The 23,679-nt window shown below is 72.2% G+C and carries 20 protein-coding genes; 11 read left to right on the top strand and 9 right to left on the bottom strand.

The features are described from left to right. The first annotated feature begins 31 nt into the window (after window positions 1-31). Complete coding sequence (locus JYK02_RS20670; RefSeq protein WP_207053407.1) at window positions 32-283, top strand: twin-arginine translocation signal domain-containing protein; 252 nt, start codon at window positions 32-34, stop codon at window positions 281-283. A 135-nt stretch (window positions 284-418) separates the two neighbouring features. Continuing rightward, window positions 419-1,990: a serine hydrolase gene (locus JYK02_RS20665; protein WP_207053406.1), complete on the top strand. Its 1,572-nt coding sequence runs from the start codon at window positions 419-421 to the stop codon at window positions 1,988-1,990. Between the two features lie 24 nt (window positions 1,991-2,014). On the opposite strand, the gene JYK02_RS20660 is transcribed toward JYK02_RS20665, so the two are convergent. Both JYK02_RS20660 and JYK02_RS20655 read right to left on the bottom strand, forming a co-directional pair. Next, window positions 2,015-2,671 carry a metallophosphoesterase gene (locus tag JYK02_RS20660; RefSeq protein WP_207053405.1) on the bottom strand — a complete coding sequence of 219 codons (657 nt, stop codon included), beginning with the start codon at window positions 2,669-2,671 and terminating at the stop codon, window positions 2,015-2,017. 88 nt (window positions 2,672-2,759) lie between these two features. Further along, the gene (locus JYK02_RS20655) at window positions 2,760-3,620 is read right to left on the bottom strand and encodes a sigma-70 family RNA polymerase sigma factor (protein WP_207053403.1); all 861 of its coding nucleotides are present in this window, start codon (window positions 3,618-3,620) and stop codon (window positions 2,760-2,762) included. A 318-nt stretch (window positions 3,621-3,938) separates the two neighbouring features. Between JYK02_RS20655 and alr the strand changes: the two genes are divergently transcribed. After that, window positions 3,939-5,177: an alanine racemase gene (gene alr, locus JYK02_RS20650; RefSeq protein ID WP_347402539.1), complete on the top strand. Its 1,239-nt coding sequence runs from the start codon at window positions 3,939-3,941 to the stop codon at window positions 5,175-5,177. A 4-nt stretch (window positions 5,178-5,181) separates the two neighbouring features. Here alr and JYK02_RS20645 read toward each other — a convergent pair whose 3' ends face one another. Then, window positions 5,182-6,210: a lysophospholipid acyltransferase family protein gene (locus tag JYK02_RS20645; RefSeq protein ID WP_431603487.1), complete on the bottom strand. Its 1,029-nt coding sequence runs from the start codon at window positions 6,208-6,210 to the stop codon at window positions 5,182-5,184. Window positions 6,211-6,308: 98 nt separating this feature from the next. On the opposite strand from JYK02_RS20645, the gene JYK02_RS20640 reads away from it, so the two are divergent. Further along, complete coding sequence (locus JYK02_RS20640) at window positions 6,309-9,056, top strand: M1 family metallopeptidase (RefSeq protein WP_207053401.1); 2,748 nt, start codon at window positions 6,309-6,311, stop codon at window positions 9,054-9,056. 78 nt (window positions 9,057-9,134) lie between these two features. Here the strand turns inward: JYK02_RS20640 and JYK02_RS20635 are convergent, their stop codons facing one another. After that, window positions 9,135-9,887, bottom strand: coding sequence for an enoyl-CoA hydratase (locus JYK02_RS20635; protein WP_207053400.1), 753 nt, complete (start codon window positions 9,885-9,887; stop codon window positions 9,135-9,137). A gap of 11 nt (window positions 9,888-9,898) precedes the next feature. Continuing rightward, on the bottom strand, window positions 9,899-10,810 hold the full coding sequence (locus JYK02_RS20630; RefSeq protein ID WP_207053399.1) for a ribose-phosphate diphosphokinase: 912 nt from the start codon (window positions 10,808-10,810) through the stop codon (window positions 9,899-9,901). A 136-nt stretch (window positions 10,811-10,946) separates the two neighbouring features. Here JYK02_RS20630 and JYK02_RS20625 point away from each other — a divergent pair, with 136 nt between their 5' ends. The 4 genes from JYK02_RS20625 (at window position 10,947) to orn (ending at window position 13,962) form a co-directional block, all read left to right on the top strand. Beyond that, complete coding sequence (locus JYK02_RS20625; RefSeq protein ID WP_207053398.1) at window positions 10,947-11,633, top strand: phosphoribosyltransferase; 687 nt, start codon at window positions 10,947-10,949, stop codon at window positions 11,631-11,633. A gap of 54 nt (window positions 11,634-11,687) precedes the next feature. Beyond that, the gene (locus JYK02_RS20620; protein WP_207053397.1) at window positions 11,688-12,143 is read left to right on the top strand and encodes an archease; all 456 of its coding nucleotides are present in this window, start codon (window positions 11,688-11,690) and stop codon (window positions 12,141-12,143) included. After that, the gene (locus tag JYK02_RS20615) at window positions 12,144-13,346 is read left to right on the top strand and encodes a bifunctional alpha/beta hydrolase/OsmC family protein (RefSeq protein WP_207053396.1); all 1,203 of its coding nucleotides are present in this window, start codon (window positions 12,144-12,146) and stop codon (window positions 13,344-13,346) included. A gap of 64 nt (window positions 13,347-13,410) precedes the next feature. Then, window positions 13,411-13,962 carry an oligoribonuclease gene (orn, locus tag JYK02_RS20610; RefSeq protein ID WP_207053395.1) on the top strand — a complete coding sequence of 184 codons (552 nt, stop codon included), beginning with the start codon at window positions 13,411-13,413 and terminating at the stop codon, window positions 13,960-13,962. 3 nt (window positions 13,963-13,965) lie between these two features. Here the strand turns inward: orn and JYK02_RS20605 are convergent, their stop codons facing one another. From JYK02_RS20605 to JYK02_RS20590, 4 genes are all read right to left on the bottom strand, one after another. Next, window positions 13,966-14,334, bottom strand: coding sequence for a response regulator (locus JYK02_RS20605; RefSeq protein WP_207053393.1), 369 nt, complete (start codon window positions 14,332-14,334; stop codon window positions 13,966-13,968). Between the two features lie 198 nt (window positions 14,335-14,532). Continuing rightward, the gene (locus tag JYK02_RS20600) at window positions 14,533-16,080 is read right to left on the bottom strand and encodes an AMP-binding protein (protein WP_207053391.1); all 1,548 of its coding nucleotides are present in this window, start codon (window positions 16,078-16,080) and stop codon (window positions 14,533-14,535) included. A 46-nt stretch (window positions 16,081-16,126) separates the two neighbouring features. After that, window positions 16,127-17,812 (bottom strand): RCC1 domain-containing protein, encoded by a 1,686-nt coding sequence (locus JYK02_RS20595; RefSeq protein WP_207053389.1) that lies wholly within the window; start codon window positions 17,810-17,812, stop codon window positions 16,127-16,129. Window positions 17,813-17,919: 107 nt separating this feature from the next. Further along, window positions 17,920-19,026 (bottom strand): hypothetical protein, encoded by a 1,107-nt coding sequence (locus tag JYK02_RS20590; RefSeq protein WP_207053388.1) that lies wholly within the window; start codon window positions 19,024-19,026, stop codon window positions 17,920-17,922. Window positions 19,027-19,223: 197 nt separating this feature from the next. Here JYK02_RS20590 and JYK02_RS20585 point away from each other — a divergent pair, with 197 nt between their 5' ends. Genes JYK02_RS20585 through JYK02_RS20575 form a run of 3 tightly spaced genes read left to right on the top strand, consistent with a single transcriptional unit; the run spans window position 19,224 to window position 23,672 of the window. Continuing rightward, window positions 19,224-20,492: an HlyD family secretion protein gene (locus tag JYK02_RS20585; RefSeq protein WP_242588823.1), complete on the top strand. Its 1,269-nt coding sequence runs from the start codon at window positions 19,224-19,226 to the stop codon at window positions 20,490-20,492. Continuing rightward, window positions 20,492-21,235, top strand: a complete 744-nt coding sequence (locus JYK02_RS20580) for an ABC transporter ATP-binding protein (protein ID WP_431603500.1) — start codon at window positions 20,492-20,494, stop codon at window positions 21,233-21,235. The genes JYK02_RS20585 and JYK02_RS20580 overlap by 1 nt, the downstream gene beginning before the upstream one ends. Before the next feature lie 16 nt (window positions 21,236-21,251). After that, on the top strand, window positions 21,252-23,672 hold the full coding sequence (locus tag JYK02_RS20575; RefSeq protein ID WP_207053386.1) for an ABC transporter permease: 2,421 nt from the start codon (window positions 21,252-21,254) through the stop codon (window positions 23,670-23,672). Window positions 23,673-23,679: the final 7 nt, after the last annotated feature.

Raw genomic sequence — 23,679 nt, 5'->3', positions numbered from 1 at the left:
GGCGGGGCTTTTCCAAGCGAAGGAGCGTGTCATGTCGGAAGACTCGAACCGCCGGAACTTCCTCAAGGCGATGGGTTTGACCGCCGTCGCGGCCGTGGTGCCCATGGGGCTGGGCGCCACCAGCGTGGCCATGGCGGCCCCGGCGGTGTCCGGGGGCTCGGGCGCCCTGGAGCTGTGGCTGCTGGACACCGGCGCGGGCGTGCTGGACGCGGGGCTCTACGGCTCCGCGCGACAGGACCTGGTGGCGTCCGTCCAGGCGCGCGGCGAAGCGCTGCCGTACTGACGGCAACCCCGCGCGCGTCATGGCGAAACCATGACGGACACAGGGACGGGCCAAGGCCCAAGGACAGCCATGACTTCGTAGGTTGAGCTTCCGTTTCCGCGGGTGCCCTCCCGCGGGTCAACCCCGGAGTCCGTCATGTCCCACGCCGTCCCGCGCTTCGTCCCGGTGCTGTTCCTGGGCTGTACGGCGGTCGCCCTGCTCACGGCGGCCGACGCACCCAAGGCCCCTCCGCCGCCCGCCACGCAGTGGACGGCGCGGCCCGCCGAGTCCGCCCGCATCGCGCGGATGGAGGCGAACCTCGCGCCGCTGGCGCTGCCAGGAGAGAAGCCCCAGGCGCTCTCCGTGCAGCGCTGGATGGAGCTGTACGGCATCCCGGGCCTGAGCGTGGCGGTGTATGACCGCAACGCGCTCGTGTGGAGCAAGACGTATGGCGTGACGCAGGCGGGGGGCAAGGAGCCCGTCACGCTGGAGACGCTGTTCCAGGCCGCGTCCGTCAGCAAGCCGGTGACGGCGCTGGCCGCGCTGCGCGCCGTGGAGCAGGGCCGGGTGTCGCTCGACGCGAACGTCAACGACGCGCTGAAGTCCTGGAAGGTCCCCGACAACGAGTTCACCCGCGAGCAGAAGGTGACGCTGCGCCGGCTGCTCAGCCACAGCGCGGGGCTCACCGTGCACGGCTTCCCCGGCTACGGCGCGGGCGAGCCCCTGCCCACGGTCCAGCAGATCCTCGACGGCCAGAAGCCCGCGAACACGGAGGCCGTGCGCGTGGACGGGGTGCCCGGCACGGAGGCCCGCTACAGCGGCGGCGGCTACGTCGTCGTCCAGCAACTGCTGACGGACGTGATGAAGAAGCCCTTCCCCCAGCTCATGAAGGAAGCGGTGCTGGACCCGGTGGGGATGAAGCACAGCACGTTCGAGCAGCCGCTTCCGCCGGCGCTCGCGGCGCGCACGGCCGCGGGCACGCGCGCCAGCGGTGAGACGGTGGAGGGCCGCTGGAAGGTCTACCCGGAGCTGGCGCCCGCGGGGCTGTGGACGACGCCGTCCGACCTGGCGCTGCTTCAACTGGAGGTCGCGAAGGCCCGGGCCGGCAAGTCGAAGCGCGTGCTGTCGCAGGCGATGACGCAGCAGATGCTTACGAAGCAGTCCGGGCCGTACGGGCTGGGCTACATGCTGGACGACGCGCCGGACCGCTTCGAGCACGGCGGGTGGAACGACGGGTTCACCGCCCACGTGGTGACGCTGGGGAACAAGGGGAGCGGCATCGTGCTGATGGCCAACTCGGACAACGGCGTGCTGCTCTTCGAGCGGCTCATCGCGAGCATCGTCACGGAGTACGGCTGGCAGCCCGTGCCGGACCACCTGAAGTCGCCGGTGATGACGGCGGACCTGCTCTCACGCGTGAAGGGTGCGGACGCGGTCATCGCCTGGGCGCGCAAGACGAAGGGCGAGGGCGGCCTGCCGCCGCCGGTGCTCAACCACGTGGGCTACGGGCTGTTCATGTCCGGCAAGGTGGAGGACGGCCTGAAGGTGTTCCAGCAGAACGCGGCCCTCTTCCCGGACGACGCGGAGGCGCAGGACGGCCTGGGCATGGCCTACATGAAGGCCGGCAAGAAGGCGGAGGCGCTCGCCGTGTACCAGAAGCTGCTCAAGGCGGATCCGAAGAACGAGAGCGCCCTGCGGGCCGTGAAGATGCTGAGCGCGAAGCCCTGAGCCCGCGCACGAAAGGGCCCGCGCCTACAGCGCCATGTACGCGCGGGCCGCCGGCACCGAGTAGAACTTCCCCTCCGGCAGCACGTACGCGGTGAGCTTGCCGCCGTAGACGCAGCCGGAGTCCAGCCCCACCGCGAAGGGGTGCTTCTGCAGGCCGCGCATGGCGTCGTGGCCGAAGATGACCAGCTCCGGGCCCTTCCACAGGCTGCCCCAGGGCTCGCCCGCCTCCAGCCGCTTCGACGGCGTCCCGTCCGCCGCGATGCTGCGCAGGTTGAAGAGGAACTCCTCCTTCTGCTCCGTCAGCGGCACCCCGGGCACCAGCCCCGCGTGCACCGCCAGCACGTTCAGGTCCGGCAGGTGCAGATAGGAGGGCAGCCGCTCCATCCAGGCCCAGTCCGCGGCGCAGAGCGTGTCCAGCACCTGCCGGTGCTCGGGCTTGAGCTTCTTGCCCTTCGCCGCGTGCCCACCGTGCCAGCGCAGCACGTGCGCGTCGTGGTTGCCCTTCACCGCCTGGAAGCCGTGCTCGCGCGCCCGCCGCACCACGCCCGCGGAGTCCGGCCCCTTCGCCACCAGGTCGCCCACCAGCACCACCCGGTCGCCGGGCGTCCAGTCACACGCCTTCAGGAGCGCGTCCAGCTCGGCGGAACAGCCGTGCACATCTCCGATGAAGAGCGTTCGCATCTCCCCTCTCTTTAACGCACCGGCCACGAATGCCCGGCCCGGATTCTTGGAGCCCTCACTTTCAGTCGAGGCCTCGCGCGGCGCGTTACTACTCGGCCTTGGTGCGCAGGAGCCGGCTGAGGCTCACGTCCAACTGGCTGGAGATGAGGCGCAGCACGCTGTCCAGCTGCGAGCGCGTCAGCCGCAGCCGCTCCGTCAGCCGCTGCCGCGTCCCGTCCAGCAGCTCCTCCTGCGCGCCCACCACCCAGCGCGCCGCCGTGGAGCGGTGCACGCCGTAGAGCGCCCCCAACTGGTCGATGCCCAGCCCGTCCAGGTACTTCAGCCGCAGGAAGTTGCGCTGCCGGGCGGACAGGGCCGCCAGCGCCGCCTGGAAGGACGCGGTGAACTCCGCGCGGTACGTCTGCTTGAGGTACGCCAGCTCCGGGTCGTCTCCGGGCGCCACCAGCATGGACAGGTCGCCGTCCTCCGACTGCGCCTGCCCGGAGCGCTGGCGCTGCCAGTCCAGCGCCAGCCACAGCGCCGCCGCGCGCACCCAGCCCGCGAGCGGCCCGGTGCCCGGGTACGCCGCCAGCCGCGCCGGGGCCTCCGCGCTGCCCACCAGCATCCGCTGCCGCAGGGCCTGACGGACCTCGTCCAGGCCGGCCGGGGGCAGCTTCAGCCGCGCCACCGCCGCGTCCACCTCCGGCATGAGGCGCTCCTCGAACGTGGCCAGCGCGGAGGGCAGCCCGTCCGCCGCCGCCCGGGCCAGGTACACGTCCGCCATGTGCAGCTTGCCCCAGGCGTCCTCGTGGCCGTCCGCGGGCACCAGCCGGGCCAGGTGCGCCGCGAAGCGCGAGCCCTCCAGCGGGATGTCCGGCCAGGACTGGCGGGCCGCTTCCAGGGCCTGGGCCAGCCGCTCCTGGAGGACGGAGAGGGCGCCTGCCGGCTCCGTCTTTCCTCGAGCGGTCATGAAGGCCTGGGCTAGGGGCGTTTCCGGGGCGGCCACGGGAGGGGACACTACCACCGGCCCCTGTCGCGCCGCCGTGTCACGCGACATGCCGCGTCGCGCCTCCCACCCGTCAGGTGTCCCCCGGGACACGCTCGGCCCCCCGCGTGTCCACCCGCGCACGCCCGCCCGGCCGAGTGGGGCGCCCCCCTTGCGCCCTCGTCCGCCCGAGCGGCATCCAGCCAGCGTCCGGCCTCCTGTGGCCCTCCGGCCACGGCCGCCCATGGCCTGCGCTTTGCTGGTAGAGGCGGGAGGGACGTTGGCTGGTGCGGAGGTGTGAACGTGGCTGGAGTTGGCGGTGGGCTCGCGGGTGGGCCTGGTGGGCTCGGAGTCGGGCCGGGTGACGCGGTGTACTCCTCGTGGCTGGAGGTGAGCGCATCCCACCTCAAGCACAACGTGGCGGCGTTCCGCGCGCTGGAGTCCACGGGTCCCACGCCCCGGGCGCTGGGCGCGGTGCTCAAGGGCAACGCCTACGGCCACGGTCTGGCGCAGGTGCTGCCGCTGGTGCACGCGGGCGTGGACGTCCTCTACTTCATCGCCCCGCAGGACGCGCTCACGGTGCGCGCGCACGAGGCCGCGCACGGGCTGCCCGCGCGGCAGGTGGTGGTGCTGGGCGCGGTGGCTCCGGAGGAGGCCGTCGTGCTGGCGCACCAGGGCATCGACGTGGTGGTGGCGGACCGCTCGTGGGCGGACGCGGTGCCTTCCTTGCGCGCGGCGAAGCTGACGCGCCCCTTGCGCGTGCACGTGCACATCGACACGGGGCTGGGCCGCGAGGGCTTCACGTTGGATCAGCTTCCGCGCGAGACGGCGTTCCTCGCGGAGGCGCCGGACGTGTTCGAGCCGGTGGGCGTGCTCAGCCACTTCGCCAACACGGAGGACGTGACGGAGCAGGGGTACTCGCTGGCGCAGTTGGACGCGTTCGAGACGGCGCTGGGGCACCTGACGGCGCAGCTCAAGCCCGCGAAGCCGTTGCAGCGGCACATCGCCGCGAGCGCCGCGGCGCTGGTGCTGCCCCGGGCGCGCTACGAGGCGGCGCGGGTGGGCATCTCGCTGTATGGGCTGTGGCCCTCGCCGGAGACGCGGCTGTCGGCGCGGCTGGTGCTGGGCGAATTGCCGGTGCTCAAGCCGGTGCTGTCGTGGCGGTGCAAAAGCCAGGTGGTGAAGTGGCTGCCGGCGGGCGCGTACGTGGGCTACGGCTGCACGTACCGCTGCCCGGAGCCCACGCGTCTGGCGGTGCTGCCGGTGGGCTACTACGACGGCTATCCGCGCCTCGCGTCAGGCAAGGCGCACGTGCTGGTGAACGGGCGGCGGTGCGCGGTGCTGGGCCGCGTGATGATGAACCACCTGATGGTGGACGTGACGCGAGCCACGTCCGACGAGCGCCCGGTGACGGCCACGCTCCTGGGCCGCGATGGAGAAGAGTCCGTGTCCGCCGAGTCCCTGGCCGGCTGGGCGCAGACCATCCACTACGAGCTGGTGACCCGCCTGGGCGCGCACCTGCGCCGAGTAGTGGTGGAGTAGCGCGCTACTTCGGGCCTTCGGTCAGGCCCGGAGACGGCGCTGTCACGAGCGCCGGAGGCTGCACCTTCCAGCGGCGGTGCAGCCACAGCCACTGCTCCGGGTGTCTGCGGATGGCGCGCTCCAGCGCCGCCGTCACGCGCGCGGTGTGCTCCGTGATGGGATCCGCGAACTCGCCGGGCTGGGGCGGGAGGATGGGGCCCTCCACCTCCAGCCTGTACCGCGCGCCCGGGCCCGGAGGCCGCACGCCCATCACCACGAACACCGGCACGCCCGTGCGCTCCGCGGCCACCGCCATCGCGGGCGTCGTGGACGCGAGCCTTCCGAAGAAGGGCACGAACACCGCGGACTTCGCGGGCAGCGCCTGGTCCAGCAGCATGTACGCGGACTCGCCCCGGTTCACCGCGTCGGTGATCTCCTGGATCGCGCCCTTCGGGTAGATGAGCCCCGCGCCCGCGCCCAGCCGGTTCACCGCGATGCGCGTGTTCAGCGCGCCCTTGAGCGGACGCACCAGCGCGTTGAGCGGGATGCCCCAGCGGATCAGCATCTGGCCCACCAGCTCCCAGTTGCCGAAGTGCGCCGTCACCAGCAGCGCTCCCTTGCCCGTGGCCACGTGCGCCTTGAGCGCCGCCCACGCCTCCTCACCCTCGATGCCCTGCTGGTCCCAGTCCGGCGTCATCCGGTCGCCGGACGGCAGGGACTCCACCACCACGCGCGCCATCGTGAGGTACGCACCGCGCGCGATGTCGCGGCGCTCCGCCTCACTCTTCTCCGGCATCGCCTGCGCCAGGTTGTCCAGCGCCACCTTGCGGCGGATGCCCAGCGTGTAGGCCAGGCTCGCGACGAAGCGCGCCAGCGCATCGCGTGCAGCCGGTGACAGCCACGTGAGCAGCGCCCAGACGCCCCGCGTCAGGAACGCCACGATGGGGCCCGGCGGTGACCCGATGATGCGGCGCAGGTGCTCCGGCGGCCTTTTTCCCTCGGGAGGGGTGTTCGTTTGCGATGGCAGCGGATGCGAGGAGAGGGGAGCGGACACGGCGGCGCACTCCATCGCGAACACGACCTGACAGCAAGGCCACGCGTCGCACGCTCGTCGCTACCCTGCCCGGCCGCTCTGGTCCACACTGCGCGGCCATGCCCAACCTGCTCCGTCCGGTGGCCCTGGCCACCGCAACCTTCCTTGCGGCATGTGGTGCCCGACAGGGCAACGCTCCCGCTCCGGGTGCTGTTGAAACGCCGCCGGCCGTCCAGGCAGCCACCGCACCCACTCCCCCCACGCTGCGGCTGCCGGACGACGTGCGGCCCACGAAGTACGCCATCGTCCTCAAGATGGATCCGAAGGCGGAGGCCTTCGAAGGCACCGTCGACGTCATGCTGGAGGTGGCCAAGGCCACCAACGTCATCTGGATGCACGGCAAGGGCCTCATCGTGAAGGAGGCCACGCTGGAGCAGGCCGGCGTCACGCAGACGCTCAAGGCCTCCTCCGCCGGCGAGGACTTCCTCGGCCTGACGCTGGACAAGCCCCTGGCCGTGGGCGGCGCGAAGCTGCACCTCACGTACACGGGCACCGCGTCCGAGCGCGAGACGTCCGGCGCCTTCCGCGTCAACGAGGGCGGCGACTGGTACATCTACACGCAGTTCGAGCCGCTGGGCGCGCGCCGCGCCTTCCCGTCCTTCGACGAGCCCGGCTTCAAGGTGCCGTGGCAGCTCACCTTCCACGTGCCCGAAGGCAACGTGGCCGTCACCAACACGCCGCAGCTCGCGGACGAGAAGGGCGCGGACGGCTGGCACATCTACCGCTTCGCCCCCACGCAGCCTTTGCCCAGCTACCTCATCGCGTTCGGCGTGGGCCCGTTCGACTTCCTGCCCGCGCGCGACTCCGGGCAGAAGCAGGTGAAGACGCGCATCATCACGCCGCGCGGCCGGGCGAATGAAGGCGCGTGGGCCGCGAAGGTGACGCCCGAAATCCTGGAGCGCCTGGAGGGCTACTTCGGCATCCCGTACGCGTACGAGAAGCTGGACGTGCTCGCGGTGCCGCTCATGGGCGGGGCCATGGAGAACCCGGGCCTCGTGACGTTCAACTCGCGCCTCATCCTGGCGAAGCCGGAGGAGGACTCCGTGGGCCGCCAGCGCGCGTTCGCGAACGTGCAGGTGCACGAGCTGGCGCACCAGTGGTTCGGCGACCTGGTGACGATGGCGTGGTGGGACGACCTGTGGCTCAACGAGTCCTTCGCCTCGTGGATGACCCCGCGCATCGTGGAGTCGTACCAGCCCACGTGGGACGCGCCGGTGGAGCGCGTGCAGGACCGCAACGGCGCGCTGGACGCGGACAGCCTCGTCGCCGCGCGCTTCATCCGCCAGCCCATCCAGGACGCGGGTGACATCCAGAACGCCTTCGACGGCATCACCTACGGCAAGGGCAGCGCGGTGCTGGCCATGACGGAGACGTGGCTGGGCCGCGACGTGTTCCAGAAGGGCATCCAGCGCTACATCCGCGCGCACGCGGGCAAGAACGCCACCGCGAAGGACTTCCTGGACGCGCTGTCGCAGGAGTCCGGCAAGGACGTGGCCCAGGTGATGAACAGCTTCCTGGACCAGACGGGCGCGCCCTTCATCACCGCGACCCTGCTGTGCGACGGCGGCAAGCCGCGCGTGGCCCTCACCCAGCAGCGCTACGTGCGCCTGGGCTCCAAGGCCCCGGAGGCGCAGTCCTGGAAGGTGCCGGTGTGCGTGAAGTACCCGAGCGCGGGCAAGCCCACCACGACGTGCACGCTGATGACGGAGGAGAAGGCGGAGGTCGCGCTGGAAACGAAGGCGTGCCCGAGCTGGGTGTTCCCCAACGCGGACGGCGCGGGCTACTACCGCCTGCGGCTGGCCGACGACACGCGCGCGAAGCTGATGAAGTCCGGCCTGATGTTGCTGTCGCGCGCGGAGCGCGTGGTGCTGCTCAGTGACTCGCTGGCGCTCGCGCAGGCGGGCCTCCTTCCCGCGGCGGAGGCGCTGCCGCTGCTCACCGGCGTGGCGGAGGACCCGGACCGGCAGGTGCTGGAGGCGGGCCTGGAGCTGATGGACCTCGTGTCGTCGCGGCTCATCCCGGAGGCACAGGATGCGGACCGCGCCCGCTACGTGCGGGACACCTTCGGGCCGCGCGCTCGCAAGCTGGGCTTCAAGCCGCGCACGGGTGAGAGCGAGGACATGCGCCTCTTGCGTCCGCGCCTGCTGGAGCTGGCCGGCAACGAGGGCAACGACCCGAAGCTCGTCGCGGAGGCGCGCACGCTGGCGGAGGCGTGGCTCAAGGACCGCAAGGCGGTGGCCCCGGACGTGGTGGGCGCGGTGCTCGCCATCGCGGTGGAGCACGGCGACGCGGCCCTGCACGCGAAGCTGATGGAGGCCCTGCGCGCGGAGAAGAGCCGCTACCAGCGCCAGCAGCTCCTGGGCGGTCTGTCCCACGTGACGGATCCGCAGCTGGTGAAGGCGAACCTGGAGATGCTGCTCGACCCGAAGCAGGACATGCGGGAGAACCTGTGGCTGCTCTTCGGCGCGTCGCGCGACCCGCGCACCCGTGACACCGCGGTGGAGTTCGTGAAGACGCACTTCGACACGCTGGTGGGCACCGAGGACAAGCCGGGCCTGCTGGCGGAGGGCATGGGCTCCCGGCTGCCGTACATGGCCGCCGGCTACTGCGACGCGGGCAAGCGCCAGGAGGTGGCCACCTTCTTCGAGAAGCGCACGGACCAGGTCCCCGGCTCCGACCGCGTGCTGCGCCAGGTGCTGGAAGTCGTCGACCAGTGCATCGCGCTGAAGGAGGCCCAGGGCGCGAGCATCAGCACGTTCCTGTCCGGCAAGCCGAAGACGCCGCAGGCGCCGCCCGCGCCCCGCTAGGCGCATGAAACGACGCCGGGTCCGCGTGACGTGCACGCGGACCCGGTGGTGATGCCCTTGTCGCTGTAACGCGCGGGACTACTTCCGGCCGCGCGACATGAAGGACATGAAGGCTTCCTTCGCCTCGTCGGAGGCGAGGCGCTGGACGAACTCGGCGCCCTCGCGCTTGAGGGCGGCCTCCACCTGCTCCCGCTGCGGGCCGCGGATGAGCGCCTTGGTCACCTTGAGCGCCTGGGCGGGACGCTGGGCCAGGGCGCGGGCGCGCTCGGTGGCGACCTCCTTCAGCTGCGCCTCCGGCACGGCCTTGTTGATGATGCCGGCGCGCAGCGCGGTGGCCGCGTCGAACGGGTCTCCGAAGAGCAGCAGCTCCGACGCCAGCGCGAAGCCCGCCGCGCGCGGGAGCAGCAGGCTGCTGGCGCCCTCCGCGCACAGGCCCAGGTTGACGAAGGGCATGCTGAAGCGCGCCTTCTCCCCGGCCACCACGTAGTCGCAGTGCAGGAGCATCGTCGTGCCGATGCCCACCGCCGCGCCCTCCACCGCCGCGAGCACCGGCTTGGCCATGCCCGCCAGCGCGCGCAGGTAGCGGAACACCGCGCTGTCCTCGCCCGTGGGCGGGTGCTCCAGGAAGTCGCCGATGTCGTTGCCCGCCGTGAACGCGCCACCCGCGCCGGACAGGAGCACCACCCGCACGTCGTCGCGGCGCTCCGCCTCCTGGAGGGCGGCGGTGGCGGCCTCGTACATGGCGTGGGTGAAGGCGTTCTTCTTCTCCGGCCGGTTGAAGGTGACGGAGAAGACTCCGGCGTCGAGCTGCGTCAGAAGCGTGTCGGACATGGCCGGGCAGCCTAACGCGCGTCGGGCCGCAGTGCGCGCAAGAGCAGCGGGGCCAGCGTCACCACCTGGTGGGGGAAGGGCAGGCCCTGGCGCGGCTCCACACTGTCCGTGCTGACCAGCCGCTTCACCGGCACGCCGTGCAGGCGCTCCAGCGCGGGGCCCACCAGCAGGGCGTGCGTGGTGGCGAGGATGAAGTCATCCACGCACCCCTCGCCCTTCAGCTCCTTCGCCGCCGCGGCCAGCGTGCCGCCGGTGGAGATCATGTCGTCCACCAGGATGGGGCGCATGCCGCGCACCTGGCCCAGCAGGCCCAGCGTCTCCACGTCGTTGCCGCTCAGCCGCGCCTTGTGCACCACCGCCCACGGGCGGCCGAGCAGCTTCGCCAGCGCCTCCGCCCGCTTCACCGCGCCCAGGTCCGGCGCCACCACCACGGACGTGTCGGTGACGTGGGGGCGCAGCGCCTCCGCCAGGAGCGGCAGCGCGGACAGGTGCTCCAGCGGGGCGCCGAAGCAGCCCTCCAGGGCCGGGTTGTGCAGGTCCACGGTGAACACGCGCGTGAAGCGTCCATGGGACAACAGGTCGGCCACCAGCCGGCCACCCAGGGGCTCACCGGCCCGGGCCCGCCGGTCCTGGCGCGCGTAGCCGACGTACGGAATCACCGCCTCCATCGACGCCGCGCCCGCCCGCCAGCACGCGTCCGCGAGCAGCAGCAATTCCAGCAGGTGCTCCCCCACGGGCGGGGTGGAGGACTGGAGGAGGACGACGCGGCGGCCGCGCACCTCCTCCGGGGGCACCTCGATGTGCAGTTCTCCATCCGGGAAGCGCTCCTGCTTCACCCCCACGGGGGCCGCGCCGGACGCCTGGGCGAGCGCACGGCCGAGGTGGGGACTGGCACTGCCGACGACGAGGGCGAATGGCGTCATGGGTGCACACCCTAGCGCGGGTCCCGCTCGCGGTGCCCTGGCCTCCCGGGCATCCCGCCAGCGGAGCCACTGTCCGAGCCTCCGCCGCCGCGATCCGGGGGGACGCGCACCTTGTCGGGGGGATGGAGGCTGACGGATGCGTTTCCGGGACAGGGCGGAGGCGGGACAGAAGCTCGCGGGGGTGCTGACGCCCTACCGCTCCGGGGACGTGTGCGTGCTGGGGCTGACGCGCGGGGGGCTGCGCGTGGCGTACGAGGTGGCCCGGGCGCTGGGCAAGCCCCTGGACCTGTGGGTCGCGCGCCGGCTGCACGTGCCGGGCAGCCGCCTGACGCTGGGCGCGGTGACGGAAGGGGGCGGGCTGTACCTGGACCCCCAGGCCGCGCGCCAGGCGAAGCTGCCGGGGGAGACGCTCCAGCGCTTCGTGCACGACGAGGTGGACGACGTGGAGCGCCAGGCCCGGCAGCTGCGGGGCGGCCTCACGCCGAAGATTCGCGGCTGCACCGTGCTGCTGGTGGATGACGGGATGGTGACGGGCGCCACCGTGGCGGCGGCGCTGCTCGCGCTGAAGCAGCAGGGCGTGCGCCAGCGCGTCGTGGCGGTGGGCGTGGCGACGCCGCGCGCGCTGGAGTTGGTGCGGGGCCGCGCGGACGCGGTGCACGCGCTGACGCTGGACCCCGGCTTGCGCGAGGTCTCCGAGGCCTACGACGCCTTCCCCGCGCTCAACCAGGACGAGCTGCGGCGCTGGCTCACGCGCGCCCGGGAGGCCGGCCCCGCGAGGACCGGAAGCGTGGCGCCGGACGTGGCGGGTGGGTGGTGGTTCTGACGGGGAGCGCCGGAGCGCAGGAAGCAGGGAACGACGAGGACACGAGGAGGACGTATGGACGTCGAAACCGTGCATGCGGAGGAGCACACGCCGCGGACGCACTGGGAGCACTTCACGCACGATGCGCTGCTCGGGGTGCGGGGCGTGGGCCGCTCCATGGAGCAGGCCTTCGAGATGGCGGCGCTGGGGCTGTGCGCGCTGGTGACGGACCCCCGGAGCGTGGAGGCGCACGAGGAGCTGGAGGTGGCCTGCCAGTCCGCGGACCATGACGAGCTGCTCGCGGACTGGCTGCGGGCGGTGGTGGGCGCGATGGCGGGACGGCGCATGCGCTTCCAGTGCTTCGCGGTGCGCCTGGACGGGCTGAACCTCTTCGGCCACGGCTTCGGCGAGCGCGCGGGACAGGCCCGGCACGGCATGAACGTGGCGGTGACGGGCGCGTCGCTCACCGGCGTCTCCGTGCGCCAGGGCCCCGAGGGCGTGTGGACCGCCGAGGCGCTGGTGGACTTCTAGATGCCCGTGCAGCAGGTCCATTTCCCCGGCGGCGCGGGGCGGCTGGAGTCACCCCCCGGCGCGCCCGCGGCGAGCGCGCTGCTGGTGTCGTGCTTCGCGTGCCTGGGCCACTCGCCCGGGCCGGAGGCGCTGGCGCGCGCGCTGGTGTCGCGGGGCTTCTCCGTGCTGCGGCTGGACTTCACGGAGGTCCCCGCCGGCATCGCGACGGCCGGGCACCCGGACACGCTCCCCAGCGTGGACACGGTGGTGGCCGCGTCGGCGTGGCTCTCCGCTCGTGCGCCCGTGCCCCGGCTGCTCGTGGGACACAGCCTGGGCGGCACGGCGGTGGCGGCGGCGCTGCCCCGGCTGCCGGACGTGGCGGCCGTCGCGCTGGTGAACGCCCCCGCGGGCGCGAAGGACGTGCTCGCGCTCCTGTCCCCCAAGCAGCGCGAGGCCGGGGAGGGGGAACTGGACCTGAAGCCCGGCCGGCTGAAGCTGAAGCGCGAGTTCCTCGCCGCCATCGAAGCCAGCGCGGTGTCGGGTGCGCTGGGCGCGTTCCCGGGCGCGCTGCTGGTGCTGCACGCGCCGGAGGACCGCTACGTGGGCCTGGACAACGCGCGCCGGCTGGCGGCATCCGCGCGGCGGCCCGCGAGCCTGGTGGTGCTGGACGGGGCGGACCACTTCCTCTCCCACCCGGCGGACGCGGCCTTCGCGGCGGACCTGCTGGGCCCGTGGGCCGTGCGGCACGTGGCGCCGCTGCGCGAGCGCGCGAAGCCCCTGCCGGAGGGACAGGTGGAGGTGCGCGAGGCGTCCGAGGGCGGGCTGGCCCAGGACGTCCGCGTGGGGCCGCACTGGCTGCGCGCGGACGAGCCGCTGGCGCTGGGCGGACAGGACTCCGGACCCACGCCGTACGGCCTGCTGGCGGCGGCGCTGGGCGCGTGCACGTCCATGACGGTGCGCATGTACGCGGACCGTCAGGGTTGGCCCCTCACCCGGGTGCGGGTGCGCCTGTCGCACGACAAGGTGCACGCGAAGGACGGCGCGGAGTGCGAGTCGCGGGTGGGGCGCGTGGACCGGCTGGAGCGGCTCGTCCGGCTGGAGGGGCCCCTGACGGAGGAGCAGCGCGCGACGCTGCTGCGCATCGCGGACCTGTGCCCGGTGCACCGGACGCTCGAATCCAAGGTGGACGTGCGGACGCGGCGGGACGATTCGTCCACGGAGTGAGTGCACGGAGGCCCCGGGCTGCTATAGGGACGTTTCCTCCTCTCTCGACAAGGATTCTTCGGACATGGCTTCCCGTGACACGCGCCTGGTGTGGCTCGACCTGGAGATGACGGGCCTGGATCCGAACACCTGCGGCATCATCGAGGTGGGCGTCATCGTCACCGGCCCGGACCTGCGCCCCCTGGGCGAGTTCGAGCGCGTCATCTGGCAGCCCGAGGAGATGCTCCAGCGCATGGAGCCCGTCGTGCGCGAGATGCACACGAAGAACGGCCTGCTGGAGAAGGTGCGCGCGTCCAACACGTCCCTGCGCGTGGCGGAGCGCGAGGTGACGTCCTTCATCGCGGAGTACTGCGACCTGGGCGAGGGCATCCTCGCGGGCAACTCCATCCACACGGACCGGCGCTTCCTCATCGACCACATGCCCATGGTGGACCGCTACCTGCACTACCGCATGGTGGACGTGACCAGCCTCAAGGTGCTGGTGCGCGCCTGGTACCCGGCGCTGGTGGAGCCGCGCAAGCCGGCCAGCGGGCACACCGCGCTCGCGGACCTGCGCTCCAGCATCAGCGAGCTGCAGTACTACCGGGACATCCTCTTCCGCGCGACGCCGGGCTGAGCGCTACACGCGTGCCCCTTCGGCGGGCAGCTGCTTCGCGATGGTGCCCAGGAGGTCGTCCAGCTCGAAGGGCTTGGCGAGGAAGTGCGAACTGGCGCGGCGCTCCTCGTCCGTGAGGCGGCCCGCGCTCATCACCACCACGGGCAGGTCCTGCAGGTCCGGGTGGGCGCGGATGCGGCGCAGCAGCTCTCCGCCGTCCATCACCGGCATCATCAGGTCCAGGAGCACCAGGTCCGGCTTCGAGGCCAGGAGCCGCTGGAGCCCCTCGTCACCGTTGTAGGCGGTGACGATGTCGTAGCCCTCCAGCGACAGGATGTCCTCGAGCGCCTCCACGATGGCGAGCTCGTCGTCGACGATGAGCAACCGCTTCATGCGTGGACCACCTCGACCGCGCGCACGCCGGACGGTGCTCCCTCGGCCCTGGGGGCCAGGGGTATGTCGGTCAGGATGCGGGCTGGGTGGGACTTCACGCGGAGGCTCCGGTTTCTCTTGCCGCAGAAGGTAGGTCCGCCCGCGATTTCGGCCAGTGGACGATGTGGGTTCTGTTGGGTGGATGGCGGCCGAGGTGTTCTAGGAGGCGGCCAGGCGCTCCTTGAGGACGTGTTTCTGCACCTTTCCGAGCGCGTTGCGGGGCAGGGCGTCGGTGAAGACGACGCGGCGCGGCTTCTTGAAGGCGGCCAGCCGCTCCCGGCACCAGTCCACCAGGGCCTGGGCGTCGGTGGGAGCGCCGGGGTGGGGGACGATGACGGCGACGACCTGCTCGCCGAAGTCCGGATCGGGCAGGCCCAGCACGGCGGCCTCCGCGACGGCGGGGTGCGCGGTGAGGACCTCTTCGACTTCGCGGGGGTAGATGTTGAAGCCACCGCTGATGATGAGCTCCCGGGCCCGGCCGGTGATGCGCAGGAATCCGTCGGGGTCCCACTCGCCCAGGTCGCCGGTGCGGAACCAGCCGTCGGCGTCGAAGGCCTCGGCGGTGGCGTCCGGGCGGCGCCAGTAGCCGGTGAAGACGTGGGGGCCGCGGACCTCGATTTCGCCCGTCTCGCCGCGAGGCAGGGGCTTGCGGGAGCGCACGTCCACGACGCGGGCCTCCTGGCCGGGGAAGGGCATGCCCACGGTGCCGGGGCGGCGCTCGCCGTCGTAGGGCTGGGTGGTGTTCATGAGCGTCTCGGTCATGCCGTAGCGCTCCAGGATGCGGGCGCCGAAGCGCGCCTCGATGTCCAGGCACAACTGGGGGCTCAGGGGGGCGGAGCCGGAGACCCACAGGCGCAGGGGATGCGGCGTGACGCCGGTGCGGCGGGACTCCTCCAGGAGGCGGCCGTACATGGTGGGCACGCCGAAGAAGAGGGTGAGGGACGCGTCGTCGTGCAGGGCGGTGAGGGCTTCGGAGGCGACGAAGCGGCGGCGCAGGTCCACGCTGGCGCCGGTGAACAGGGTGCCGTGGAGGCCCACCATGAGGCCGTGCGTGTGGAACAGCGGCAGGGTGAGCAGCAGCCGGTCCGCGTCCGTCCAGCGCCACGCTTCGGTAACGGCGCGCACGTTGGCGAGCAGCTGCCGGTGCTGGAGCATGGCGCCCTTGGAGCGGCCGGTGGTGCCGGACGTGTAGCCCAGCACGGCCAGGTCCTCCGAGCGAGGCAGCGGCAGCTCCACGCGGGAGGCAGAGCCCTGCGCCAGGATGTCATCGAAGGCGACGGTGGGAAGTGACGCGGGGAGGTCCGTGGGAGGCGGCTCCACGGTGATGAGCCATTGCAGCGAAGGAAGCTGTTCGCGAAGCGGAGCCAGCTCCGAGGCACCCGAGGTCCCGGTGACGCAGACCTTCACCTCCGCGTCGGAGAGGATGTGGGCCAGCTCCACCTGGCGGTAAGCGGTGTTGACGAGCACGGCGACGCAGCCCGAGGCCTGGACGCCCAGCCACGTGACGACGAACGCGTCGCTGTTCTCCAGGAAGAGGGCGACGCGCTCACCGGGAGCCAGCCCCCGGGCCTTGAGTCCCCGGGCGAACGCGGTGACAGCGTCCGCCAACTGGCCCCGCGAGTAGCGCTTGCCCTCGAAGGAGAGCAGCGGACGCGCGGGCTCACGACGGGCATGGTCCAGGAACACTTCAAGCAGGGAGGCCGGCATGGCGCGCGAGCCTACCCGGGACGGGATTCGCTGGGCGCATGGGGTGTCACGGCAGGGAGACCTTGACGGGACCTTTGCCAGACATGGTCCCATCGCCGAGCCGGCCATCGCTGTTCCACCCCCAGGCCCACACTGTCTGGTCGTTACGCAGGACGAGCGAATGGATACCGCCCGCGTTCACGGCGACGCCGCCGGTCAGCCCGGGCACCTGCACGGGGGTATTCCGGTCGGTCGTCGTCCCGTCGCCGAGCTGGCTGAACCTGTTGTTCCCCCAGGCCCGGACGGTGCCGTCGCTCAGCAGGGCCAGCGAATACCGCTCGGATCCCGCGGTCACGGCGATGGCACCCGAGACCCCGGTCACCTGCACGGGGCTCTCTCGCTGGGTGCCAGTCCCATCACCGACCTCCCCGTTCACGTTCCACCCCCAGGCCCAGACGGTGCCGTCGGCGCGCAAGGCCAGCGAATGGGAGTCGCCCGCGTCCACGGCGATGACGCCGGTCAGCCCGGTCACCTGCACGGGGGTATTCCGGTCGGTCGTCGTCCCGTCGCCGAGCTCACCGTGGAAGTTGAAGCCCCAGGCCCAGACGGTGCCGTCGTCGCGCAGCGCCAGCGTGTGAGCATTGCCCGCGGAGATCGCGGTGATGTGGGTCAAGTCAGGGACCCGCACCGGGGTGAGACGGCCGGTTGTCGTCCCGTCGCCGAGCTGGCCCCTTCCATTGTTCCCCCAGGCCCGGACGGTGCCGTCGCTCAGCAGGGCCAGCGAGTGGCTACCGTCCGTGTCCACGGCGATGACCCCGGTCAGCCCGGGCACCTGCACGGGGGTATTCCGGTCGGTCGTCGTCCCGTCGCCGAGCTGGCCGCTTCCATTGTTCCCCCAGGCCCAGACGGTGCCGTCGTCGCGCAAGGCCAGCGAGTGGGCGGCGCCGGCGGCTACGGACGTGGCGTGGGTGAACCCCGGCACCTGCGCGGGGACGAGGTGGCCTGCATACGTCCCGTCGCCGAGCTGGCCGGAGCTGTTGCTCCCCCAGGCCCAGACGGTGCCCTTGCCGCGCACGGCCAGCGAGTGGACGCCCGCCGCGGAGAGCACGGGGCCCCGGCACTGCGGGACGGATACCGTGAATGACCTGGAGGTGGAGAGCCGGGCATTGTTCGTGACGGTCAGGGTGAGGGTGACCTCGGAGCCCCAGAGCACGCATTGCGGTGCCGTCCACGTCACGTCACTCGTCGTGGCGGAGTTCACCGGACTCCCCAGGGTTCCCGCGCTGACGTCCCAGGTGAACTGAAGCGGGCACGCCTGGTCATCCTTCCCGGTGACGTGGAAGGTGACCGTCTGCCAGGCCACTGCCTGGGTGGCGGACTGCGAGCTGTCGATCAGCGTGGGGGCTGTAGGCAGGGGCCCTCCGCCGTCGGGGTTGCAAGCATCAGGGTTGCCGGCATCAGGGTTGCCCGCGTCTGGGCTGCCGGCATCAGGGTTGCCGGCGTCAGGGTTGCCGGCGTCAGGGTTGCCCGCGTCTGGGTTTCCAGCGTCAAAGTTGCCCGCGTCTGGAGTCCCAGCGTCCTGCAGGCCGCAGCCGGCGGACGGGTTCGGACAGTCGTCCGTCCCGTCGGGCTTGGAGTCGTCACAGCCGGAGGAAAGGGCCAGCAGTACGGATACCAGCAGGGCGTTGATGGGGAGGAAAAGACGCGGAGAGGCCCCACGGGTCGGGTGGGGACAACCAGGATTCTGGTGCATGTCTGTCTCGATGTCTTGGGGCCGGGAATACCCAAGATTCGAAACATACACAGGCTCTCCCGTTGCACATGAATTCCTTTTCAACTCCCCCTGGAGCCTGCCTGGGCTCAGAAGAGTGTGACGCCCAGCGTGACGCTGCACAGGAAGCCGCCGTGCTGGGTGGCGGCGATGTCCAGGTCGTCGAACACGTTCGGGTCGCGGCCGTCCGTCGTGCGCCAGTTGTCCTCACGCAGGCGGAAGCCCCAGCCCGCGCGCAGGCCCAGGTACATGGGGCCCATCGCCTGACGCAGGCCCATCGCCACCGTCGCCACCGGCGTGAACAGCTTCTCCGTCGTGAACTGCTCCGACTCGTCGCCAATCGTGAGCGTGCTCGTGGACCGGTTGCCCAGGTTGAAGCTCACGCCTCCCTCCAGGAACGGGCTCGTGCGCGACTCGCCCAGCGGATACAGGCGCGCCAGCGGACCCACCCGGAAACCCCAGGCGCCCGCGCCCGCGCTCAGGTTGAGGGCCAGCACCGGCACCACGCGGTACTCCAGCTCACCGCCGAAGATGCCCGAGGGGCTGTTGAAGCCCAACGCCAGACCCAGGTCCAGGTTCGTCCGGCCACGGCCCCGGCGGCGCGGCTCCGCGCTCTCCAGCTCGCGCCCCGTCGAGTCCTGCTCCATCCCCGCCGCCGCCGGCGTGTCCGACCGCTGCGAGTACCCCTCCCAGTCGCCGTTGGAACCCGACTCCCCCGCCGTGGCCACCGGCACCTCCGCCGCCGCCACCACCGGCACCTCCGCGCTCGCGGCCTCCAGCTTCTGCGCCTCCGCCAGCAGCGCCTGCGCCATCGCCACCGAGCCCTTGTCGCTCAGGCTGGGATTGACGAACTCATACGCCAGCGTCTTGGTGCGCACCGGCGTGTGCGTCGTGGCGAGCTGATACGTCAGCCGGTACTTCTCCCCGGACCGCGTCACCTTCGCGCTCAGCGTCAGGTCCGGCGCGCCCTCGTGCTGCGCGTCCATCAGGATGGCCTGCGTGGAGGACGTCTTCAGCGCCTCCTCGATGCCGAAGCGCGTCCGCTCCGCCACCGTCGCCGCCGCCAGGCCCGCGGCATCCACGTCGCTGCCCACGTCCTTGAGCTGGAGGTACATCGCGTCGGCCAGGGCGGAGAACGGCAGCAGGGTCGCGGCCAGCAGCAGGCTGGCGCGCGCCCGGAGAGCGGTGGAGCGCATCGGGGGTGTTCCTCGGAAATTGTGTGGGAATTGAATCGAGCAGGCAGACGGCCTGACGCTGTTCCTATTCACCCCCAGCGCACGGCTTCGCGGTGTTCGTTCCTGGGACGCGCCCTTCGCGCAACCGGGCAACGCCCCCGGGACTCCCGCCGCCATCCCCCTGTTTCCGGGTGGTTGTCCCCGCTCCAGGCCCTGGCATGCGGCTCGCTATGCACCGGGCCGTGGACATCCCGAAGGCTCGCAAGCCGCGCCGCAAACCCTACCTCCTGGCCGCCGTGGGCCTCGCCGCGCTCGTGGCGGTGACGGTGGGCCTGTCCCGGCTGCGCCCCGCCGCGCCCACCGTGGACAAGGCCTCGGTGTGGCTGGACACCGTGAAGCGCGGCCCGCTGGTGCGCCAGGTGAAGGGCACGGGCTCGCTGGTGCCCGAGTCCATCCGCTGGCTCACCGCCGACACCGCCGGCCGCGTGGAGCGCATCCACGTCCGGCCCGGCGCCACCGTCACCGCCGGCACGGTGCTCCTGGAGCTGTCCAACCCGGACGTGCAGCTCCAGGCCCTGGAGGCCGAACGCCAGCTCGCGAGCGCCGAAGGCGACTTCCTGGAGCTGCGCGAAACGCTCCAGACGCAGCGGCTGTCGCAGCAGGCCACCGTCGCCGCCCTCACCGCCGAGGCCTCCGACGCCACCCGCCGCTCGCAGGCCAACACCGCGCTGTTCCAGAAGTCCTTCGTCGGCGACCTGGAGACGCGCCAGACCCAGGAGAAGGCCCAGGAGGCCAGCCAGCGTCTGGAGTTGGAGCGCCAGCGCCTGGACGTCATGTCCCAGAGCCTGCGCCAGCGCCTCGCCTCCCAGCAGGAGCAGGTGGAGCGGCTGAAGGCCGTGGCGCGCTTCCGCCGCCAGCAGGTGGAGTCCATGAAGGTGCTCGCGGGAGAGGACGGCGTGCTCCAGGAGCTGCCGCTGGAGCTGGGCCAGTGGGTGACGCCCGGCGTGCTCCTGGCCAAGGTGGTGAAGCCGGAGCGCCTCAAGGCGGAGCTGCGGATCGCGGAGACGCAGGCGCGCGACATCCTCCCGGGCCTCAAGGCGCAGGTGGACACGCGCAACGGCATCGTCGAGGGCACCGTGGCGCGCGTGGCGCCCGCGGCCAGCCAGGGCACGGTGCGCGTGGAGGTGTCGCTGCCGGACGCACTGCCCAAGGGCGCCCGGCCGGACCTCACCGTGGAGGGCACCGTGGAGCTGGAGCGGCTGGACGACGTGCTGTCCGTGGGCCGTCCAGCGGGAGCGCAGGCGGAGAGCACGCTGGCGCTCTTCCGGCTCTTGCCCGGCGGCGACGAGGCGGTGCGCATCCCCGTGAAGCTGGGCCGGGGCTCGGTGAACGCGGTGGAGGTCGTGCAGGGACTCGCAGAGGGTGATCAGGTGGTGCTGTCGGACATGACCGCGTGGGATGCGGTGGAGCGCGTGAGGCTGCGATGATGACGACGATGACGAACGACCGCGACGCGAAGGTTGTGGCCCCGGGCGCGGTGCCGGGCAAGGCGCTGCTCCAGCTCGACGGGCTCACCAAGGTGTTCGAGACGGAGGAGGTGGAGACGCACGCCCTCTCCAACATCCAGCTCACCATCCGCCAGAACGAATGGGTGGCCATCGTGGGCCCGTCCGGCTCCGGCAAGTCCACGCTGCTCGCGGTGCTGGGGCTCCTGGACACCGCCACGCGCGGCAGCTACCTGCTGGATGGCAAAAGCGTGCTGGACCTGTCGCCCACGGACCGGGCGAAGGTGCGCAACCAGCACATCGGCTTCATCTTCCAGAGCTTCAACCTCATCGGCGACCTCACCGTCTTCGAGAACGTGGAGCTGCCGCTCACCTACCGAGGCCTGCCCGCGCAGGAGCGCAAGCAGCGCGTGGAGCGGGCCCTGGAGCGCGTGGGCATGGCGCACCGGGCGCGTCACCTGCCGGGGCAGCTCTCCGGCGGTCAGCAGCAGCGCGTGGCGGTGGCGCGCGCCGTGGCGGGCGACCCCCTCATCCTCCTGGCGGACGAGCCCACGGGCAACCTGGACTCGAAGAACGGCGAGGCGGTGATGCAGCTTTTGTCCGACCTGCACAAGGCGGGCTCCACCATCTGCATGGTGACGCACGACCCGGCGCACGCGCGCATCGCCACGCGCACGGTGAGCCTGTTCGACGGCCGCGTCGTGCAGGACGAACAGCTTCGCTGAAGAGGGGGACACGGCCATGGAACACCTGCTCGGTGACTTGCGCTACGCGTGGCGCTCCCTGAAGAACGCCCCCGGCTTCGTGGCGGTGGCGGTGCTGACGCTGGCACTGGGCATCGGCGCGAACAGCGCCGTGTTCAGCGTGGTGAAGGGCGTGCTCCTCACGCCGCCGCCTTTCGCCCAGCCCGAGCAGTTGGTGATGCTCGCGCCGAACTTCGAAGCCTTCGGTCTCAAGGAGGTGTCCAACTCGGTGCCGGAGTACCGGGACCTGACCACGCACACGCGGGCCTTCGCGTCGCTGGCGGCCTTCCGGCCGGACAACATGACGCTCACCGGGGGAGAGACGCCCCGGCGCCTGCGCGTCGTCGCGGCCACGGCGTCCTTCCTGCCCACGCTGGGCGTCACGCCGGTGCTGGGCCGGGGCTTCACGCAGGAGGAGGAGACGCCGGGCCAGGACGGGGTCGTCGTGCTCACGGACGGCGCGTGGCGCCTGCACTTCGCGAAGGATCCGGAGGTGCTGGGGCGCACGCTGCGGCTGGACGGGGTGCCGCGCACGGTGGTGGGCGTGCTGCCTCCGGGCGGCGTCTACCCGGAGGACACGGAGGTGCTGCTGCCCTTCGCGCCCACGCCGGAGCAGGCGGAAGAGTCCCGGCGCGGCAACCGCTTCCTCAGCGTGATGGCGCGGCTCAAGCCCGGGGTGACGCTGGACGCGGCGCGCGCGGACCTGGTGCGCATGGGCAACGCGCGGCCCTCGGAGCTGGTGAGCCAGTACCAGCGGTGGGGCTGGTCCATGAGCGTGAAGTCGCTGGAGGACCAGGTGGTGGGCGGCGTGCGGGAGACGCTGTGGCTGCTCTGGGGCGCGGTGGGCTTCGTGCTGCTGGTGGCGTGCTCCAGCGTGGCGAATCTCCTCCTGGCGCGGGCGGTGTCGCGGGGCCGCGAGGTGTCCATCCGCGCGGCGCTGGGCGCGGGCCGGACGCGGCTGGTGGCGCAGTTCCTCACGGAGAGCGTGGTGCTGTCGCTGGTGGCGGGCGCGGTGGGGCTGCTGCTGGCGCTGTGGGGCACGGACGCGCTGGTGGCCACCGTGGGGGACAGCCTGCCGAGGGCCCAGGGCGTGAAGCTGGACGTGGCCTCCGTGCTCTTCACCCTGGCGGTGTCGGTGCTCACGGGCGTGCTCTTCGGGCTGGTGCCCGCGCTCCAGGCCAGCCGCGCGGACCTGCACGCGGCGATGCGCGAGGGCGCTCGGGCCACGGGCAGCCACCGCACGGGCCGGCTGCGCGCTGCGCTGGTGGTAGCGCAGGTGTCGCTCGCGCTGGTGCTGCTGGTGGGCGCGGGGCTGTTCGTGAAGAGCTTCCTCGCGCTCCAGCGTGTGGACGCGGGCTTCGTGTCCGACGGCGTGCTCGCCGGAGAGCTGGCGCTGCCCAAGGCGCAGTACGCGGAGCGGGCGAAGCAGGTCGCCTTCCAGCAGGCCCTGCTGCCGCGCATCCAGGCGCTGCCGGGCGTGGAGGCCGCGGGGCTCACGAACATCCTCCCGTTGGGGGGCTCCTCGGACAACAGCTTCGACATCGAGGGGCGACCCCGTCAGCCGGGCGAGCAGTGGAAGGCGGTGGAGTACCGCGCCGTCACCCCCGGCTACCTGCGCGCGCTGCGCGTCAACCTGCGGCAGGGCCGGCTGCTGGAGGACTCGGACGGAGCGGACGCGCCGTGGGCGGTGGTCATCAACCGCTCCTTCGCGAGCCTCTTCTGGCCCCAGGGTGACGCCGTGGGGCAGCGGGTGAAGCTGCACGGCAACGACACGCAGTGGGCCACGGTGGTGGGCATCGTGGACGACCTGCGCGAGTGGGGCCTGGACGTGCCCTCGCGTCCGGCGGCGTACTACGCGCTGTCGCAGCTGCCGTCCGGGTACATGGGCCTGGCGGTGCGCGTGAAGTCCGGCAACCCGGAGGCGCTGCGCGCCCAGGTGGAGGCGGAGGTGCGCGCGGTGGACGCGGACCTGCCGCTGTTCGACGTGTCTCCGCTCACGCGGCGGATGGACCAGTCCACGGGCCCGCGGCGTCTGTCCGCGCTGGTGATGGGGCTGTTCGCGGGCGTCGCGCTGCTGCTCGCGTCGCTGGGGCTGTCGGGCGTCATCGCGTTCTCGGTGTCGCAGCGCACGCGGGAGCTGGGCATCCGCATGGCGCTGGGCGCGGCGCGGGGGGACGTGCTGCGGCTGGTGCTGGCGCAGGGCCTGCGGCTGTCGTTGACGGGCGTGGCGGTGGGGCTGGGCCTGTCGCTGGGGCTGGCGCGGCTGCTGGGCTCGCTCCTGTATGGCGTGTCGGCGGATGACCCGTGGACGTTCGGCGGGGTGGCGCTGCTGCTCACCGGGGTGGCGCTGGGGGCGTCGTGGCTGCCGGCTCGACGGGCGACGCGCGTGGACCCCATCATCGCGCTCCGGGCCGACTGACGTCCCC

The organism is Corallococcus macrosporus (assembly GCF_017302985.1).
In the GTDB taxonomy this organism is placed as follows: domain Bacteria; phylum Myxococcota; class Myxococcia; order Myxococcales; family Myxococcaceae; genus Corallococcus; species Corallococcus macrosporus_A.
The sequence above is the reverse complement of the archived record's forward strand: the minus strand, read 5'-3'. Positions and strand labels throughout refer to the sequence as shown.

What these genes read in the sequence shown, in the direction of transcription:
- JYK02_RS20670 (WP_207053407.1), top strand. Translation starts at nt 32, where the DNA reads ATGTCGGAAGACTCGAACCGCCGGAACTTCCTCAAGGCGATGGGTTTG.
- JYK02_RS20665 (WP_207053406.1), top strand. Translation starts at nt 419, where the DNA reads ATGTCCCACGCCGTCCCGCGCTTCGTCCCGGTGCTGTTCCTGGGCTGT.
- JYK02_RS20660 (WP_207053405.1), bottom strand. Translation starts at nt 2,671, where the DNA reads ATGCGAACGCTCTTCATCGGAGATGTGCACGGCTGTTCCGCCGAGCTG.
- JYK02_RS20655 (WP_207053403.1), bottom strand. Translation starts at nt 3,620, where the DNA reads ATGACCGCTCGAGGAAAGACGGAGCCGGCAGGCGCCCTCTCCGTCCTC.
- JYK02_RS20640 (WP_207053401.1), top strand. Translation starts at nt 6,309, where the DNA reads ATGCCCAACCTGCTCCGTCCGGTGGCCCTGGCCACCGCAACCTTCCTT.
- JYK02_RS20635 (WP_207053400.1), bottom strand. Translation starts at nt 9,887, where the DNA reads ATGTCCGACACGCTTCTGACGCAGCTCGACGCCGGAGTCTTCTCCGTC.
- JYK02_RS20630 (WP_207053399.1), bottom strand. Translation starts at nt 10,810, where the DNA reads ATGACGCCATTCGCCCTCGTCGTCGGCAGTGCCAGTCCCCACCTCGGC.
- JYK02_RS20625 (WP_207053398.1), top strand. Translation starts at nt 10,947, where the DNA reads ATGCGTTTCCGGGACAGGGCGGAGGCGGGACAGAAGCTCGCGGGGGTG.
- JYK02_RS20620 (WP_207053397.1), top strand. Translation starts at nt 11,688, where the DNA reads ATGGACGTCGAAACCGTGCATGCGGAGGAGCACACGCCGCGGACGCAC.
- JYK02_RS20615 (WP_207053396.1), top strand. Translation starts at nt 12,144, where the DNA reads ATGCCCGTGCAGCAGGTCCATTTCCCCGGCGGCGCGGGGCGGCTGGAG.
- orn (WP_207053395.1), top strand. Translation starts at nt 13,411, where the DNA reads ATGGCTTCCCGTGACACGCGCCTGGTGTGGCTCGACCTGGAGATGACG.
- JYK02_RS20605 (WP_207053393.1), bottom strand. Translation starts at nt 14,334, where the DNA reads ATGAAGCGGTTGCTCATCGTCGACGACGAGCTCGCCATCGTGGAGGCG.
- JYK02_RS20600 (WP_207053391.1), bottom strand. Translation starts at nt 16,080, where the DNA reads ATGCCGGCCTCCCTGCTTGAAGTGTTCCTGGACCATGCCCGTCGTGAG.
- JYK02_RS20595 (WP_207053389.1), bottom strand. Translation starts at nt 17,812, where the DNA reads ATGCACCAGAATCCTGGTTGTCCCCACCCGACCCGTGGGGCCTCTCCG.
- JYK02_RS20590 (WP_207053388.1), bottom strand. Translation starts at nt 19,026, where the DNA reads ATGCGCTCCACCGCTCTCCGGGCGCGCGCCAGCCTGCTGCTGGCCGCG.
- JYK02_RS20585 (WP_242588823.1), top strand. Translation starts at nt 19,224, where the DNA reads ATGCGGCTCGCTATGCACCGGGCCGTGGACATCCCGAAGGCTCGCAAG.
- JYK02_RS20580 (WP_431603500.1), top strand. Translation starts at nt 20,492, where the DNA reads ATGACGACGATGACGAACGACCGCGACGCGAAGGTTGTGGCCCCGGGC.
- JYK02_RS20575 (WP_207053386.1), top strand. Translation starts at nt 21,252, where the DNA reads ATGGAACACCTGCTCGGTGACTTGCGCTACGCGTGGCGCTCCCTGAAG.